The organism is Candidatus Nitrosotalea sp. TS (assembly GCF_011319465.1).
In the GTDB taxonomy this organism is placed as follows: domain Archaea; phylum Thermoproteota; class Nitrososphaeria; order Nitrososphaerales; family Nitrosopumilaceae; genus Nitrosotalea.
Window position 1 is genome coordinate 13082 of record NZ_RCMB01000019.1, and the last position, 17784, is coordinate 30865.

The 17784-nt window shown below is 38.9% G+C and carries 15 protein-coding genes, 1 tRNA gene and 4 pseudogenes; 18 read left to right on the forward strand and 2 right to left on the reverse strand.

The window, feature by feature from the left end:
* Positions 1–34 precede the first annotated feature (34 nt).
* Positions 35–1644 (forward strand): annotated as a pseudogene (pckA, locus tag DYY67_RS09110) (phosphoenolpyruvate carboxykinase (ATP)).
* A gap of 2 nt (positions 1645–1646) precedes the next feature.
* Here the strand turns inward: pckA and DYY67_RS09115 are convergent.
* Positions 1647–3635 (reverse strand): S8 family serine peptidase, encoded by a 1989-nt coding sequence (locus tag DYY67_RS09115; RefSeq protein WP_166392570.1) that lies wholly within the window; start codon positions 3633–3635, stop codon positions 1647–1649.
* Positions 3636–3763: 128 nt separating this feature from the next.
* On the opposite strand from DYY67_RS09115, the gene DYY67_RS09120 reads away from it, so the two are divergent.
* The 17 genes and pseudogenes from DYY67_RS09120 to DYY67_RS09195 all read left to right on the forward strand — a co-directional run bounded on the left by DYY67_RS09120 (position 3764) and on the right by DYY67_RS09195 (position 15417).
* Positions 3764–4387, forward strand: coding sequence for a superoxide dismutase (locus DYY67_RS09120; RefSeq protein ID WP_166392571.1), 624 nt, complete (start codon positions 3764–3766; stop codon positions 4385–4387).
* Between the two features lie 259 nt (positions 4388–4646).
* Positions 4647–5561 carry a cation diffusion facilitator family transporter gene (locus DYY67_RS09125; protein ID WP_166392572.1) on the forward strand — a complete coding sequence of 305 codons (915 nt, stop codon included), beginning with the start codon at positions 4647–4649 and terminating at the stop codon, positions 5559–5561.
* A gap of 77 nt (positions 5562–5638) precedes the next feature.
* A complete protein-coding gene (gene pfdA, locus DYY67_RS09130) occupies positions 5639–6061 on the forward strand; it encodes a prefoldin subunit alpha (protein ID WP_166392614.1) in 423 nt (140 codons plus the stop codon).
* An 11-nt stretch (positions 6062–6072) separates the two neighbouring features.
* Positions 6073–7617, forward strand: a complete 1545-nt coding sequence (ftsY, locus tag DYY67_RS09135; RefSeq protein WP_166392573.1) for a signal recognition particle-docking protein FtsY — start codon at positions 6073–6075, stop codon at positions 7615–7617.
* Positions 7614–8529: pseudogene (gene argF, locus DYY67_RS09140) on the forward strand (ornithine carbamoyltransferase). The gene ftsY and the pseudogene argF overlap by 4 nt, the downstream one beginning before the upstream one ends.
* Before the next feature lie 118 nt (positions 8530–8647).
* Positions 8648–8887, forward strand: coding sequence for a hypothetical protein (locus DYY67_RS11185; RefSeq protein WP_255493114.1), 240 nt, complete (start codon positions 8648–8650; stop codon positions 8885–8887).
* A complete protein-coding gene (locus DYY67_RS11190) occupies positions 8826–9065 on the forward strand; it encodes a hypothetical protein (RefSeq protein WP_255493117.1) in 240 nt (79 codons plus the stop codon). The genes DYY67_RS11185 and DYY67_RS11190 overlap by 62 nt, the downstream gene beginning before the upstream one ends.
* Positions 9062–9691: a 30S ribosomal protein S5 gene (locus tag DYY67_RS09150; RefSeq protein WP_166392574.1), complete on the forward strand. Its 630-nt coding sequence runs from the start codon at positions 9062–9064 to the stop codon at positions 9689–9691. The genes DYY67_RS11190 and DYY67_RS09150 overlap by 4 nt, the downstream gene beginning before the upstream one ends.
* Positions 9692–9698: 7 nt before the next feature.
* Positions 9699–10166, forward strand: coding sequence for a 50S ribosomal protein L30 (locus DYY67_RS09155; RefSeq protein WP_166392575.1), 468 nt, complete (start codon positions 9699–9701; stop codon positions 10164–10166).
* A gap of 1 nt (position 10167) precedes the next feature.
* The gene (locus tag DYY67_RS09160; protein WP_166392576.1) at positions 10168–10590 is read left to right on the forward strand and encodes an uL15 family ribosomal protein; all 423 of its coding nucleotides are present in this window, start codon (positions 10168–10170) and stop codon (positions 10588–10590) included.
* A pseudogene (gene secY, locus DYY67_RS09165) lies at positions 10587–12021 on the forward strand (preprotein translocase subunit SecY). The gene DYY67_RS09160 and the pseudogene secY overlap by 4 nt, the downstream one beginning before the upstream one ends.
* Positions 12008–12601, forward strand: a complete 594-nt coding sequence (locus tag DYY67_RS09170) for an adenylate kinase (protein ID WP_166392577.1) — start codon at positions 12008–12010, stop codon at positions 12599–12601. Before secY ends, DYY67_RS09170 begins: the two are co-directional and overlap by 14 nt.
* Positions 12591–13208 carry an EMC3/TMCO1 family protein gene (locus tag DYY67_RS09175; RefSeq protein ID WP_166392578.1) on the forward strand — a complete coding sequence of 206 codons (618 nt, stop codon included), beginning with the start codon at positions 12591–12593 and terminating at the stop codon, positions 13206–13208. The genes DYY67_RS09170 and DYY67_RS09175 overlap by 11 nt, the downstream gene beginning before the upstream one ends.
* Before the next feature lies 1 nt (position 13209).
* Positions 13210–13794: a cytidylate kinase-like family protein gene (locus DYY67_RS09180; RefSeq protein WP_166392579.1), complete on the forward strand. Its 585-nt coding sequence runs from the start codon at positions 13210–13212 to the stop codon at positions 13792–13794.
* Complete coding sequence (locus DYY67_RS09185) at positions 13766–14764, forward strand: RNA-guided pseudouridylation complex pseudouridine synthase subunit Cbf5 (protein ID WP_166392580.1); 999 nt, start codon at positions 13766–13768, stop codon at positions 14762–14764. Before DYY67_RS09180 ends, DYY67_RS09185 begins: the two co-directional genes overlap by 29 nt.
* Positions 14765–14791: 27 nt before the next feature.
* The gene (locus DYY67_RS09190; protein WP_166392581.1) at positions 14792–15241 is read left to right on the forward strand and encodes a hypothetical protein; all 450 of its coding nucleotides are present in this window, start codon (positions 14792–14794) and stop codon (positions 15239–15241) included.
* 79 nt (positions 15242–15320) lie between these two features.
* Positions 15321–15417: transfer RNA gene (locus DYY67_RS09195), tRNA-Ser, on the forward strand.
* A gap of 71 nt (positions 15418–15488) precedes the next feature.
* On the opposite strand, the pseudogene DYY67_RS09200 reads toward DYY67_RS09195, so the two are convergent.
* Positions 15489–17687, reverse strand: a pseudogene (locus tag DYY67_RS09200) (CDC48 family AAA ATPase).
* Between the last annotated feature and the right edge of the window lie 97 nt (positions 17688–17784).

A 17784-nucleotide genomic window follows, 5' to 3' on the forward strand; every position in this document is an offset into this window, starting at 1 on the left:
TAATAAGGAAATTCCAACGAACCGGTTTATCCAGATGATTGAGGATTTGGAGCCAGCCATTACTCGTCTACTAGTATCTCAGTTGGAACAAATTGGTATTAAACCAGGTACGATACACAGAAACTTAGCAAGTCAAGAATCTGGTAGATCTTATAGCAGAAAAAAATGAAGGGTTTTTGACTGCAAATAGTGCAATATCTGTTAAAACTGGCAAATATACTGGACGATCTCCCGATGACAGATTTATTGTAGATGATGAACAAACTCACAATACTGTAGACTGGGGAAAGATAAACCACCAGTTTCCAGAAGATAAATTTGACAAACTTTTAGAGAAGATGAAAAAACACCTAGAAGACAAAGAGATATTTGTTTTTGACGGATTTGTAGGGGCAGATCCAGAACACCGATTGCCAATTAGAATTATTACCGATCACGCTTGGCAAAACTTGTTTGTAAGACAGTTATTCATAAGGCCATCCGCAGCAGAACTTGAATCTCACAAACCCGAATATGTCCTTTTTTCAATAAATGACTTCAAATCTGTTCCTGAAGTTGATGGTACTAGAACGGATGTCTTCATCATACTAAACTATACAAAAAAGATTGTGCTCATAGGAGGTACTCCATATGCTGGAGAAATAAAGAAAGCAATGTTCTCCGTGATGAATTATTCTCTTCCACAAAAAGGAGTCTTTCCAATGCACTGCTCTGCCAACATAGGAAAGAATGGCGACACTGCCTTATTCTTTGGACTTTCTGGTACTGGAAAGACAACACTATCTGCAGATTCCAACAGGATGTTAATAGGAGATGACGAACATGGTTGGTCTGATAGAGGAGTATTCAATTTTGAGGGTGGCTGCTTACGCCAAAGTGCATTAATCTCAATAAAGAAGCAGAGCCACAAATCTGGGATGCAATAAGATTTGGAACTGTATTGGAAAATGTAGTAATCGACAAGAAAACAATGATGCCAAACTTCAACGATAGTAGCTTGACAGAAAACACGCGAGCGGCATATCCTCTTGACTACATTCCAGGTGCAGTAATTCCAAGCTTGGGCGGAAATCCCAAAGTCATCATCTTCCTTACAGCTGATGCATTTGGAGTGATGTCTCCAATTGCAAGACTGACAAAAGAGGGAGCGATGTATCATTTTATGTCTGGTTATACAAGTAAACTTGCTGGTACGGAAAGAGGAATCACAGAACCAAAAGCAACATTTTCAGAATGTTTTGGTGCACCATTTATGTCACGACATGCATCTGTTTATGCAAAGCTTCTTGGGGAGAAGATTACAAAACACAAGACTGTTGTATATCTTGTCAACACAGGATGGTCAGGCGGTCCATATGGTATCGGAAAGAGAATGAATATCAATTATACCAGAAGAATGGTCACTGCTGCACTGACAGGCGAACTTGATGCTATAGAGTACAGACATGATGATGTATTCAACCTAGACATACCTACCTGAATGTCCCTGGTGTACCGTCAGAGGTGTTGAATCCTCGTAACACCTGGTCTGAGAAGGATGCGTATGATGTCTCCGCAAAGAAACTTGCCCAAATGTTTGTAGAAAACTTTAGAAAATTTGGCAATGTTTCAAAGGAAATAGTGGACGCAGGACCCAGAATCTAGTTTTACTTACGTCTAGAGACTAGGCCTATTGTAACAGTTATCATTATGATTCCTGAAATTATTGCCACCTGTTTTGCAGGAATTCCTATGATACTCTGAAGGTCAAAGATGCTCTTTTGCGCTACTTCATTGACAAGTATGGTTTGATATGCTTCATCTGTTTCATTTGAACTCTTAATCTGGGCCAAGATCCAATATTGACCTTTTTCATAAACCGGAAGAGAACTTGTCTCTTGAGGCGTAACAGAAGTACTGATAATTTCATCTGTACCTGCCTTTATCAAAGAAATTTTTGCATACGACCAATTGCCAGGATAATCAATTGAAAAGTGAAGTGTTCCATTATTTTGGTCTACTAGAAGTGTTCCCTTTGTCATGTGAATCACAACAGGAATACGATAGCTCGTCTTGGAATCTTTTAGAATGAGAAATCCGTCATAATTCTCTTCACTTTTGACAGTATCAGAAATTTTCACATTCAATGTATCATTAGATTGAGAATAATCAAAGCCCAAGTTAGTTTCATTGGATGCAAAATTTACCTTCAGATGTGGCATGATAGAACCATCAAGGGTTCTCAGATGCAACGTTTTTGTTTGAGATTGGTTGTCAAAAGATAGATAGAAAACTAGACTGTGTGGAGATATTATCAGATTTGATTCTAGTGCTCTAGTGATATTCAGTCTTCCACTTCCAGCGGCAGAAATGGGGAAAAGATTACCGTATGCATCAGTAACTGGATCCGTTGTTGTAACCAGCAGCGACGCAACATCTGAGGGGGATAATCCGGGATATTTCTGTAAGATAATTGCAGCGGCACCTGCAACATGAGGGGCTGCAAAGCTTGTACCGCTTGTTAGATTGTACTTTCCTCCAAGAGTTGTAGAATTCACAAAGACACCAGGTGCAACAAGGTCTGGCTTGATGTAGAAAGGTGATACTGGCCCTTGGGAGCTAAAAGGTGCAATGAAATCTGGATGATAAAATGTATTCAAACTCCCTGTTGTATCTGAAGTCAATATGGATTTGAGCGCAATCCCGTCTTCCTGTGATAATGAAATCACAGGTATCCTTGGTGTGTATCCTGCGGTTTTATTTGGACCTATGAGCTCGCCAAAAAATATTCCAGTATCGTTGTTAAACACAACCAATGCTTTTGCACCCAAGTCTGCAGCATTTTTTTCCTTTTCAGAAAAATAGACTTTTTGTCCTTTCACATCACTTCCTCTTTCTTCTAGAAGTATGGCTCCTCTTACATCTAGATTTTGAAGATCTTGGAGTCTTCCATATCCGCCATAAACTATCTTGCCTTCTATAGGGCTTGACAAGTCTTGGACTCCTACCATTGGAAGAACTTGATATTGTTTTTTACCTACCTCAAAAGTTGCTACTAGACTAGATGTCAGATTGTTATATGATGCACCAACTGTAATTGCGTTAATATCCTTGCCGGGACTGCCAATGGTATTTTCTTGCGGGCCATTATTTCCTGCGGCCACAACTATGACAATTCCTTTCTTTACGGCCCTGTCAATGGCATTATCGATTTGGTCATTTGTTTTGTTGATTCCTAAACTGATGTTTACGACATTGACCCCATCTTGCATTGCCTGTTGGATAGCTTTTACTATGTAATCTGATGACACTGCCTCGCCAGTAGACGAGACCTTGTATGAAAATAATTTTGCCTTGGGCACAATTCCGGTGAAATTTCCATCGGCTGCAATAATTCCTGCCACCTCTGTTCCATGACCGTTGGTATCCAGGGGTTTCTCATTTGGATTGACATAATCGTATCCTCCAATTACTTTTCCAGACGGACCGTAACCTAAAAGATCAGGATGATTGTAGTCTATTCCGGTATCTATTATTCCGACTTTGACTCCTTGGCCTTCAAGGCCGTCTAATATGGCCGCTTTACCACCAACAAGCTCTATGCTTTTTTGTAAATTATTTGGAATCTTCTGTTCATTTGATTCTGATAAAAACAAAAATATGCAGAAAATAAAAGCGAGTGAAAAAATTAGTAATCGGTTAACCACAAATTATCTGAAATTTGACTTAGATAAAATGCATTTGCAACCAAAGCCATAAATGGCAAGAACTAGGTGGGGTTATCATGGCAAAATACGAACTTCCAAAGTTACCATACGCATACGATGCATTAGAGCCACACATTGATGCCAAAACAATGGAAATCCATCATTCAAAACATCACCAAGCATACACTGACGGCTTGAACAAAGCTCTGGAGACTCTAAGTTCTGAACTACAAAATATGGAGTTATCCAAATTACTTGCAAGCTTGGACAAAGTTCCAGAAGCCACAAGAGGAGCTGTGAATTTTCACGGAGGTGGATATGATAATCACTCATTGTTTTGGAACCATATGAAATCAAATGGTGGCGGAAAACCAGGTGGAAGCTTGGGTGACGCAATTAATGCGGCATTTGGTAGCTTTGATAGTTTCAAAGAGAAATTCACAAAAGACACAATCGCTATTCAAGGAAGCGGTTGGGGCTGGTTAGCATACAACCCACAAAGTAAAAAAGTTGAATTCACTACAATGCCCAATCAGACTAGTCCTAGAACCAAGGGTTTGATTCCATTATTGGGATTGGATGTTTGGGAACATGCATACTATCTAAAATACCAAAATCGCAGAGCCGATTACGTTGGTGCATGGTGGAACGTCGTAAACTGGGATGAAGTAGACCAGAGACTATCAAAGGCAAAAGCATAATCCTTTTCCTTTTTGTTTCTATTGCATTATTTTTCAATTTCTGTCAAGTTGTAATGAGAGGATGGAGAATAGAGAATCCGCACAGAAATTGATTGATGCGTTTAGGGTTCATTACAATTTCATTAGTGAACATGGAAGTATTAAGAAAACACCTGCAGAACAAGCAGGGATCAAATTAGAATTAAGGCAAAGCAAGATTGAAAACCTGATTAAGATGGCTTCAAAAAGATGATTAACAACCACTTGGTTTTGTGGTTCAATGCAGGATGTTAATGAAAAACTATCATCACACAGAATATCAAAACTCAAGATTGTACTGCTTCTTACTTCTGCTTATTTTGTTGTAGAAATCATTGGAAGTCTGCTAACTGGAAGTCTTGCTCTGATTGCCGATGCAGGTCATATGCTTACTGACGTTGGCGGTCTTGCTTTGGCACTTTTAGCATTAAGTTTCACACGCAGAAAACCGACACCTCAAAGAACCTACGGATTTTACAGAATGGAGATACTTGCATCACTAGCAAATAGTGTTGCCTTGATATTGTTATCAATTTACATCTTCTATGAAGGCTATCGTCACCTCTTCCAACCGCCCGAGATCCAAAGTATACCTATGACAATAATTGGTGCTGTGGGCTTGGCAGTAAACCTGTTTAGTGTGAGAACTCTTGGCGGTCATTCGCATGATCATGATGGACATGAACATGAACATGAACATGAACATGATGAGGAAGAAAATCTCAATATCAAAGGTGCAAGGTTGGAGGTTCTAAGTGATACAATAGGTGCAATAGGTGTTATTGTAACAGGAATTATCATTTTTACAACCAAGTTTTATCTTGCTGATGCAATTTTTAGCATAGCGCTTGCTGTATTCATACTTCCGAGAACCTGGTCTTTACTGAGAAAGTCAATCAATATTCTTATGGAAGGAGTTCCAGTTGGAATAGACTATGAAGATGTGAAAAATGCAATACTAGAGGTAAAGGGAGTAACAGGACTGTTTGACTTGCACATATGGAGTATAACATCTGGCATGAATGCCTTATCGGCACATGTTGTCATAATTGATCAAAGTAAAGCACAGGTGATTCTAAAAGAAGTAACTGGCATACTTGAAAACAGATTCAAGATCACACGTTCTACTATTCAAATTGAGAATTATCACGAATAAAATGTCAAACCTCCTGACATCTTACCAGAAGTATTTTTCAGAATGCATTTATAGGTGGATAAGAGAATTTTTTGCAAATGAGTGAAGAGCAAGCTCAAGCTCTGTTGCAACAATTACAAGCGCTTGAAGGATATTTGGCAGATTTGATGCAGAAAGAAGAGTCAGTAATGAGACTTTTGCAAGAAGCAGTGAGTGCTATAGAATCAATGAAAACTATGAGTGCCGATACATCAAATGAAGCCCTTGTGCCTGTGGGTATGGGAGCTTTTGTAAAAGCTACAATAGAGCCAAACCAAAAAATAATTGTCAATATAGGAGCAGGAGCCTCAATTGAACAAGACAAGGATTCAGCAATTAACTATATGGAATCTAGGATTAAAGAATTAGAAATAGTACTTCAACAATTGGCAGCTCAGCGACAAGAAGTATCCTTTAGACTTGAACAAGGTCAACAGGAAATGAACAAACTTATACAATCAAGCCGCGGTTCAATGCAGTAAGGAAATCTATCATGTTTGATAAACTGCGAAACGCGTTTTCTTCAGCAGTCAAAAGCTTTGGAGAAAAAGAGCTAAAGGAAAAAGACATAGATGAAGTTCTGTTTGAACTTGAGATCGCTTTGCTAGAATCTGATGTGGCAACAGAAGTAATAGATTTACTAAAATCTGATTTAAAAAAACAGCTAATTGGTGCTACAGTACAAAAAGACACAATAGTAGAATTTGTGAAACAAAACCTAAGGCAAAGCATATCAAACATGTTTGATGCAGCCGGAAAAATTGACATCTTATCTAACATACAAACTAAGAAGGAAAAGGGCGAGCCGTACATCATTTCATTCATGGGAATTAATGGCACTGGAAAAACTACCACTATAGCAAAATTTGCTAATCTCTTACGTGAAAATAAATTATCATCTGTAATTGCAGCGGCAGATACCTACAGAGCAGGAGCAATTGAACAGATAAGTGAACATGGTAAGCGATTAAACATAAAGGTCATAGCACAGAATTATGGCTCTGATCCTGCAGCAGTTTCACGTGATGCTGTACTGTATGCTAAATCTCACAAGGTCGATTGCGTATTAATCGACACGGCAGGAAGGATGCAGACAAGCAAGAACCTTATGGATCAAATATCGAAAATCAACAAGGTAGTAAATCCTGATCTGAAATTATTTGTTGGTGATTCATTAGCAGGAAATGATACAGTTAGCCAAGCAAGAGAATTTCATAATTACACCAAATTTGACGGCGCGATTCTTACCAAAAGCGATGCAGATGCACGTGGAGGTGCCGCTATATCTATAGTCAAAGTAACATCAAGTCCAATTCTCTATCTAGGGGTAGGTCAAGAATACAAAGATTTGAAACCGTTTGACAAGAACTCATTTTTGGAATCTTTGTTTGGACCACAAGAATCACTGTCTATGGTGCAAATCATGTCAAAAGAGAAGTATCAACAACAAACAGAACAAAAAGAAATTATTGTTGAAGAAAAAGTAAATGTGGCAGCCAAACAACAAGAACCAAAAGCTGAGATTAAAGAGATAAAACCTGAAATTGTGCAAACCAAACCAATCCAATCCACCGAAAAAACTCTAGTAGTCAGTGTTGAAAAAGAAATTACACCTGAACAAGAATCATCAAAAAAATCATTCAAATTCTTTGGAGATCCAAAGCCAGAGCAGAAGATAGAATCCCAACCTGAACGAAAAATAGAACCAAAACCTGAGATAAAGATCAAACAAGAAATAAAGAAAGAGGTGGAGACAAAACCAATAGAAGAAATTTCAAATGAAGAAGATCCTTTTGCGGGGGTAAATACAAAAGATATCGAAAAATATTCTGAACTATTTGATGTCCCTCCACCTGAAAATGATGACGAAGCAAGAAAACTTGCCTCTAAAATACGAAAATGGATTTCTGACGGCAGACCAAAACCCACAAAAGATAAAGATGTTATTGAAGAGAAAACCAGTGAAAACGAAGATGAAATATCTAAAGATGACAAATCAAAGAAGAAACGTTCAATGTTTGGATGGATGAAGAAATGAAATTAAAAACAAAAGACCTGTTAACATTAAATGAACTTGGCAAAGCTGAACTTGCTGAAATCATTGATAACGCAATAAAGATGAAGAAGGATCTGAAGAAGGGAATTTCTAAACCTCTTCTTAAAAATAAAACACTTGCAATGGTCTTTCAAAAACCGTCTACAAGGACACGAATAAGCTTTGAAACTGGAATGTTTCAACTAGGAGGACACGCATTAAATCTCTCTGCAGATGAATTGCAACTAAAAAGGGGAGAAACGATAGAAGATACAGCAAAAACGCTTTCGAGATACGTAGATTTGATAATGGCTAGGGTTTATTCTCACGATGAAATAGAATTACTGGCAAAGAATTCTTCTGTTCCTGTGATGAATGGCCTTTCTGATTCTTTTCATCCGTGTCAAATACTTGCAGATCTTATGACAATCAAAGAAAAGAAGAAAAAACTATCTGGCCTTAAACTGGCATGGATAGGTGATGGCAACAATGTATGTAATTCGATGATATACGGCTGTGCAAAAACTGGCATTGAAGTTAGTATAGCAACTCCAAAAGGATACTGAGCCTAATCCAAACGTTGTAAAAGAATCTAGTAAATTAATTGACGTGAAATTATCACATCATCCAGAAACTGCTGTAAAGGGCGCAGATGTTGTAGTCACAGACACCTTTGTTTCAATACATCACCAGACTACCGATAGGACAAATGACTTTCTTCCATATTTTCAAGTAAATTCATCTTTGATGAAAAAGGCTAATCCATCTGCAATTTTCATGCATTGCTTGCCTGCTAAAAGAGGTCAAGAAGTTACAAGTGAAGTGATCGATGGTCACCAGTCAGTAATCTGGGATGAAGCTGAAAATAGACTTCATGCTCAAAAGGCGCTTATGGTAGCCCTGCTGCGAGTCTAACGTTTATAAGAGCTTCACCAAAATTTTTTGTAAATAGGTAGTATCGATGGCATATTCACAAATATTACGCAGGTCTCGCGAAGAGAAAACCAACTATGGAAGAAGAAGAAATCTTCTAATGGGTAGGAGAGACTTTATCACAGTTCAGATATCAAATGAAAATACACTTGTGCAAATTCACAAACCAGAACTATTGGGAGACAAAGTTCTGTCATCGGCTCATTCAAGATCTCTTCTGAAAAAAGGCTGGAAGGGTTCAAGAAAAAGTATACCTGCAGCATATCTGACAGGTTATCTTGCAGGCAAAAAAGCACTGGCTAACTGGTGTCAGTGGTGCAGTTCTTTATGTTGGTACTAGACGATATACTCAGAGAATATCTGCAGCATTGAAAGGAATAATAGATGCTGGACTAGATGTACCTGCAGATGAGGAAACTTTTCCTTCTGCAGATAGAATTACTGGAAAACATCTCAAAGTCGCAAATGAGATTGACAAAGTAAAATCAGCAATAGATAATGAGGTAAAAACTAAATGAGCAGATCAGAGACAAGACAAAGATCTAGAGAACCCGAAGTGGAATGGGTACCAAGAACTACATTGGGAAAGCTAGTTGCTACTAACAAGATTACTTCCATGAAAGAAATCTATGAAAATGGTTATAGAATTCAGGAGTCCGGAATCATCAAGAAATTATTGCCTGGTATCAAAACGGAGGTCATAGATGTAGGTATAGTTCAAAAACAGACCACCAATGGAGAATATACAAGATTCAAGGCACTAGTGGCGGCAGGTGATGAAAACGGATGGCTTGGAATAGGACAAGGAAAATCAAAACAAATGCGAATTGCTATTGAAAAAGCCACCAGTCAGGCTTATCTTAATGTAAGTCCGGTGAAACTGGGTTGCGGAAGTTGGGAGTGTAGGTGTGATCAAAAACATTCCGTACCTTTCAAGGTAAGAGGTAGGGGTGGAAGCGTAACAGTTGAAATTATTCCAGGACCTAGAGGTCTTGGGTTGGTAGCAGGCGGTAATATTAAAAATCTGTTAAAACTTGCAGGTCTGAAAGATGCATGGACAAAAAGTACAGGATCCACAAATACAATGACTTCTACATCACGGGCAGTTTTGAATTGCTTGAGACAAACATTTAGTCAAGGTTGAGTATAGAATGGGAAAAGCTTTCTTAGTAATACGAATGAAAGGAACGATTAATGTTCCGCACTGGGCAAACACTACTTTAGATCTACTTCATTTAGATAAGAGATTTAGAGCCACAATAGTCCCAGAACGGGATAATACAAAGGGAATGTTGAACAAGATCCAGCACTATGTATCTTGGCAAGAAATTGACGTTTCAACCACGAAGGAACTTTTAGAAAAAAGAGCAAGAAAAGAAGGTTATAGAAAACTTACCTCTGAAGATATCGAAAAACTTGGATTCAAAAATACTGACGAGCTGGCAAAATCATTGGCAGATGGTGCCGTTGCATTATCAAAGTTAAAACCGCTCAAACCATGGTTTGCTCTTGCTCCTCCAAGACATGGATTCAAGAGAAGTACCAAGAAAATGTATGGTCAAGGCGGAATATTGGGAAATCATAAGGAACTTCTTACACAAGTAAAGATGATGATTTAAGATGGCAACAAGACTACGAAAGACCAGAAAATTCCGAGGAGGAAGACATCATGGATGGGGACAGATAGGACAACACAGAGCCAGCGGTCACAAAGGAGGACTTGGACAATCTGGTATGCACAAACATCACTTTATCAGGATGCTTTTAACAGATCCACGACATTTTGGTCATGATTCTACTCACCCGCCACATCCAAACCTAGTAAGGAAATGGGCAAGTGTAAGAGATCTAGATGATATCTATGCAAAACATGGAAAACAAGAAGGCGGAAAGAAGGTAATAGATCTCTCAGAACTTGGCTATGACAAGTTGTTAGGAGGAGGACAGACAAAGAACGCTTACGTAATAAAAGTAGGACGATTCTCTGCTACTGCAGAAGATAAAGTCAAAAAATCTGGTGGTGAGGTGCTTGCTGCAGAATGAGTGAAGAAGAGGCACCAAAAGGTTTTCTTAGAACAATAATTTCAAAAGCCGAGACTTACATTCCACAGGTACCAAAACCCAAGAAAAAAATTCCTTTACACGTCCGTTTGATATGGTGTGGAATAGCTCTATTTGTTTACATGATTATGGGACAGACTCCACTGTACGGAGCATCAACCCCCTGCATTTGACTTTCTTGCCTTTGCAAGAGTAATTTTTGCATCCCAACAAGGAACTTTGGTGGAACTGGGAATTGGACCTATAGTAACAGCAGGACTTTTGATGCAGCTCTTAAAAGGGTCTGAAATATTTCACTTGGATTTCAAAAAGCCAGAGGACAGAGAGCTCTATCAAACAGCAACAAAAATTGTAACGTATATTGTAATCGTTGCCGAGTCTTCACTATATGGAATGGCAGTATATGGGCCAAGGCTTCCTAACCATGAGGTTGCCTTTATCTTAATTGGACAACTCATCGGCGCATCTGTAATAATCATGCTATTGGATGAATTGGTTCAGAAAGGATGGGGAATAGGAAGTGGAATTAGTTTATTCATTGCAGCAGGTGTAGCTCAGCAGATAATCTGGTCACTCATAAGCCCAATTCCTGCAGGTGATGGAGGACCAGTTGGTGTCTTTGCAAACATCATTTATTCCGTTATACATAGCAACTTTAGTAACCTGCTATTTCGAGTAAACCAACTGCCTAGCATTTTCAGTCTCTTCATTACTGCTGGAGTATTACTAATTCTTGTATATACGCAAGGAATCAAGGTGGAAATTCCTATCGTATCAACCAAATACAGAGGATTTTCTGCTGTATATCCAATCAAGTTGATGTATGTCTCAAACATTCCTGTTATCTTGGCATCTGCTCTTACTGCTAATGCCGTATTTATTGGTCAGATACTCTGGGCCAACTTTAATCCAAGAAATGCAAACCCTGTTCTGAATTTCTTAGGTATGTTTGATCCAACTTCTCCATCTACCCCGACCGGAGGTATACTTTACTATGTAACAGCTCCTCTTGGTCTTGATACTGTAGCACTGGATCCTACCAGAGCCGTTCTGTACATCTTATTCATGGTGGGCATAGTTGTTCTCTTTGGTAGACTTTGGATTGAACTTGGAGGATTGTCTGCTAAAAGTGCTGCAAAGAACTTGTTAGATGCAGATGTGCAAATACCAGGTTTTAGACGTTCTAATCAACCAGTAGAAGACTTGCTGCAGAAATACATCCCATCTGTCACAATAATAGGTTCTATTATTCTTGGACTATTAGCTGGTATTTCAAATGTATTGGGAACGTTTGGCTCAGGAACAGGAATGCTGCTTACAGTTGACATCTTGATTAACTATTACAATCTACTGGTAAGAGAGCGAGTAGAAGAAGTAATGCCTGCCCTGGGTGCACTGCTTGGTAGAAAGTAAAAGAGTAATAATTGTTGGAATTCCAGGCGTTGGAAAGACTACCATTGTTTCCAAGGTTGTTGACATCTTAAAAGAGAAAAAGATCAGTGTCAGTGTATTCATATTTGGTACTGTGATGTTTGATGAAGCAAAGAAGACCAAAGGAATTCAAAGCAGAGATGATCTTCGTAAACTTACAGTTCGAGAACAAAAAGATCTCCAATCCATGGCTGCAAAAAAAATAGCTTCGATAACAGACGAGGCTGTAATTGTAGATACTCATGCATTTATCTCGACAAAGGAAGGGTTCTATCCTGGCTTGCCTCACAATGTTTTAGAAATTCTAATGCCTGACAGCTTTATCATGATCACTGCCAGACCTGAAGAGATCTACAATAGGAGAATGAAAGATAGCACAAGAAATCGTGATATTGTATCGATTGATGCAATAAAGAAAGAACTTGATGTTACAAGCGCAATGCTTTCCACTTGTTCTATACTATGTGGCTCTCCAATTAAGATGGTTCTCAACACTGAAGGCAAAATTGACGAGGCTGCAAAAGGAATCGTAAGTGCAATGGGATTTAACAATGGAACATAACCTAATCTTTGATTTCTTAAACATGGTATCATTGCAGATTCCAGGTCTCTCTAGAGGACCCATGGGAAGCACCAATCCAATAGTAAAAGGAATGATTCCATCTGTTATCGGAATTATGTTAATTGCAATCGGGCTCAATCTTTTCAATGCAATGATAAAACGTAGGATGGTGGATCAAAATAAGGTAAAGAAGTTACTCAAGGACACTCGAGCTTGGCAAAAAGAACGTATTGCGGCCTTTAAAGCAAAAGATCAAGAAAAAATAGATGAATTGAACAAGAAATCTGCGTACATGAACAAGATGAATATGGAATTAATGCAACTGAACATGAGGCCGATGATGATTACCTTCTTGCCTCTTATCTTGGTATTTTATTTTGTGTTGCCTCCACTTTTTTCGTATACGGTCGCGGTATCACCAATACCGCTAAATTTCATTCCGGGTAACTTTTTCCAGCTAACATGCACCGCAGATAAGGTTGCATCTACACCTAGTATATGCAAACACGTAAACGATCTATATTTCTGGGCATGGTATTTCCTGTCATCTGCTTCATTTAGCGGTATAATCATGCGGCTTACCAAGACTACAATGGACACAAGTTGAATTGCTCAGATCAGTAATAATATCAGGCTCACCAGCCATTGGAAAGACTACCATAGCAAAGGGTCTTGCAAAGGAATTTGATCTGAAATATGTTAGTGGCGGTGATGTACTCAAAGAGATGGCAAAAGAAGAAGGATTTCAGACTGAAAAGGATGATTTCTGGGATACTGAAGCAGGGATGAAATTTCTGAATATGAGAAAAGGAAACTCGGAATTTGATAAAATAGTTGATGAGAAACTGAAGAAAATGGTACTAACCGAAGATGTAGTCATAACTAGCTATACTCTTCCTTGGCTGGTGGAAGATGGAATTAAAATTTGGCTTGCCGGTTCACAAGAAATTAGCGCAAAAAGGATGACAACAAGAGATCATATATCATATGAACATGCACTTGGAATTGTGAAAAAAAGATATGAAGAAAATAAAATGATATACAAGAAACTATATGGCTTTAATTTTGGAGATGATCTATCCGTGTTCAATGAAATACTAGATACGGATGGTCTGGGTCCAGTTCAAGTGCTTGAACTTGCAAAGAAGGCAGTGAAAAATCATTATGACACTCAAACAAATAGAAAATCTTAGAGTCATAGATCAGGACATAACAAATGACTCGTATGGTACTTACTATGATAAAAGATCAATAGAGCAACTTCTCAACTATGGTTTCATATTGTTGGATAAACCAAATGGTCCAACAAGCCATGAGACTGTTTCATGGGTGAAGAAAATATTGAATGTTCCAAAGGCGGGACATAGCGGCACTTTGGATCCGCAAGTCTCAGGACTTTTGCCAATTGGTTTTGGTGAAGCAACCAAGGCACTGATAGTTCTTTTGCTTGGACCAAAGGAATATCATGCTTTAGGTAGACTTCATTCGTTGCCTTCTAAAGAAAAATTGAATCAAGTGCTGAAACTATTGACAGGAAAAATTTACCAAAAACCACCACAACGATCAGCCGTATCAAGACAAACTAGAATAAGAAATGTGTATGAAATTGAAGTTGTAGAAGAAAAGGAACGACTCTTGCTTTTACGAATCTTGTGCGAAGCAGGAACGTACATACGAAAAATTTTCTACGACATGGGAGAAATTTTGGGGCCGGGGGCTACAATGATAGAGCTAAGGAGAACCCGGGTGGGACAATTTAATGAAGAGTCAAACCTTGTCAAAATGCATGATCTTGTAGATGCATATGCATTATGGAAAGAAAAGAATGATGAGTCAAAGATAAGAAGAATACTCATGCCAATTGAACATTGCCTAAGTGAGATAAAATCAGTAGTAATAAGGGACTCGGCGGTAGACGCGTTGTGTCACGGAGCTCAATTGGCAATACCTGGAATCCTTGAAATCTCTAGTGGACTCAAAAAAGGAGACTTGGTTGGAATCTATACTCAAAAAGGCGAGATTGTGGCTCTTGCCGAGACTATAATGCCAGAAGACGAGATAGTTGAAAATACCAAAGGATTTGCATTTCAGATAAAAAGAATCATCATGGCGCCTAACACTTATCCCAAAAGCTGGCGCTCAAAGGCAGTAGTTAACAATTAAAAAGGAATCAAAATCACCTTTTGAAAGTTGATTCCAAAAGGAGCTACGATTTGTTTTGTTGTAGGAGTTATAGGAGCGGGAATAATTGGAGGTTTCTTGTTTCAGATCTCAAACCAGACGCCCTCTCTAGTATACCAAGATGGTCCATCGCTTTCCATAATCACTGAAAAAATAAACTATCATCTAGATGAGCCGGTTCACATAAGGATAATTAATTCAGGCACGGTACCTTTGACGTTTTCTGACTCTTCATTTGGATTGAAGATTCGAGGCTTGGATGGCACTATCATATACTTGCCAGCATCAATTCAAACAATTTCCACATTGAACCCTCATGAGGAGAAAATGTTTGTCTGGAATCAAACAAAAACTGATGGAAGTAAAGTGATTGAAGGTAGGTATAAAATAGAGTCCAACACATCACCAGACGCAGACAATGTATTGAAAAAATCAGTTACAATAAACATCTTTCAGTGATACTGCTGAACTTGTATACTGCATCAATTAACGTAATATATGGTCAATTTTTACAACGAAGTTGACTTGGCGAATTGATGCCGGGGTCGCCTAGCCTGGTAGGGCGCGCGCCTGGAAATGAAAACCATAAAGCGCGTACTCGCAAGGGTCCGAGAGTTCAAATCTCTCTCCCGGCGCCTTAATTTTTTAGAATTTGGAAAAATCTGAAAAGATATAGTCTGATGACAAAATCTTTGATTTTGACAACTTATCTAAAGTGTGATATTGACACTTTTTCGCCAATCTTTAGATCTTTTTGGATCTTTACTTTTTTGATGGCATCTTCAAAGTGCCTAATGGTTACCTTTGCATGTTCGACCTGTTTTTCTGCCTCTTTTGGATCTGGATATTTCTCAATAAACTCGTGTATGACAAGAGATACTGCAGTGTTTGCAATGGAGGCAACATCTGCACCACTGAAACCTTCTGTAGCTTCTGCAATTTTATCCAGGTCTACATAGTCTGGATTTATACCGTTTTGAGTTCCAATCTCGTTCTCAATTGGAATATCTTTTGAGTTTATCTCAAGTATCTTGAGTCTACCAGCTTTGTCTGGTATTGGCACCATTACCATCTTGTCAAATCTGCCTGGCCTAAGTAATGCTCTATCTATCATATCGGCTCTGTTTGTTGCAGCGATAACTACTACCCCGTGAAGAGTTTCTATGCCATCAAGTTCTGTGAGAAGTTGGCTGACAACTTTTTCTGTAACTGCGGTCTCTCCCATCCCTCTTGTTGGTGCAATAGAGTCGATCTCGTCAAAGAATATGACACATGGCGAGGCCTGCCTCGCTCTTCGAAATACTTCTCTTATCCCACGTTCTGATTCCCCTATCCATTTTGATAAGAGCTCAGGTCCTTTTATTGATATGAAATTAGCTTCGCTTTCTGTTGCCACTGCTTTTGCCAAAAGTGTCTTGCCGGTTCCACTTGGTCCATGAAGCAGTATTCCACGTGGTGTTCTATATCCAAGTTTGAATAAAATATAGGATATTTCATAGGCCACTCCACTGCTTCTTGCAGTTCCAGCTTTACATTTTCCAATCCTCCGATTTGGTCCCACTTTATGTCAGGTTTTTCAATGTAAACCTCACGCATTCCAGCAGGTGTGACTTCACGCAATGCAAATCGATAATCTTCGTCATTTACAACAAGCTTTTCAAGAGTTTCAACTGGAATCTTTTCATCTGCTAAATTAATTTCCGGCAATAGTCTTCTCAAACATTTCATTGCGGCTTCTTTGCAGAGATATTCCAAATCAGCTCCTACAAATCCATGGGTTATTGCCGCAAGTTTTTCCAAGTTTACATCTTCACTTAATGGCATGTTTCTTGTATGTATCAAAAGTATCTCCTGTCTTCCCTTTTTATCAGGGTATTCTGATCTCTATTTCTCTGTCAAACCTACCTGGTCTCCTAAGGGCGGGATCTAATGCATTTGGCCTGTTTGTTGCTGCAATGACAATTACCTTTCCTCTTCCCTCAAGTCCGTCCATAAGTGCAAGCATTTGAGAAACTACTCTTCTCTCAACCTCGCCAGTTACTTCTTCACGTTTTGGAGCAATAGAATCTATTTCATCAATGAATATGATGGAAGGGGATTTTTCTCGTGCTTCTTTGAAGATCTCTCTGAGTCTTGCCTCGCTTTCTCCATAAAATTTACTCATAATTTCGGGACCTGAAATGCTAGTAAAATGGGCGTTAGTTTCATTTGCCACTGCTTTTGCCAAAAGTGTCTTGCCAGTTCCTGGTACTCCATAGAGCAATACACCCTTTGGAGCCTCAACGCCTAGCTTTTCAAAAATTTCCGGATGTCTCATTGGTAGCTCAACCATCTCGCGAACTTTTCTAAGCTCATCGCTCATGCCACCAACATCTTCATACGCTACCTGCGGTACACCACGTAGGCTCTCCTCTTTTTCAGCAATGTGGAATATTGTTTTTGAAGTTACAATTACTGCACCTGCCACTGGAGTTACTCCAATGACCTGAAATGTGAGTCTGCCGCCAAAGTATGGTACCATAATATTGTCACCTTTTACTAAAGGAATGTTTTCTAGCGAATCTGTAAGATATCTTTCATCTATTGGTGGCATCGCATCAAGTGGTGCCACTATGATCTTTTCTGCTACCACAGCCTTTATCTTTCGCAACATGACCATGTCTCCTACCGCAACTCCTGTGTTGTTTCTGGCAAGCCCGTCTACTCTGATTATCCCTTTTCCTTCATCTGATGTATAGAGGGGAAGACATTTTGCAACAGATTTTCTTTTTCCGGTGATTTCTACAATATCGCCACTAGATACTCCGAGAACATCCATTGACTCATAATCAAGACGTGCTACACCGCGACCAACATCACGACTATATGCTTCTAATATTTTGAGCTGAATTTCGTTTTGGCTTATGGGTTAGATTAGTTGTCTACGGCATTATACCTTGTTATTTGCTTTATTGGCAAGTTTTCCATAAATTCAGTGCTCAAAAATGACGAGATCCAAAGCG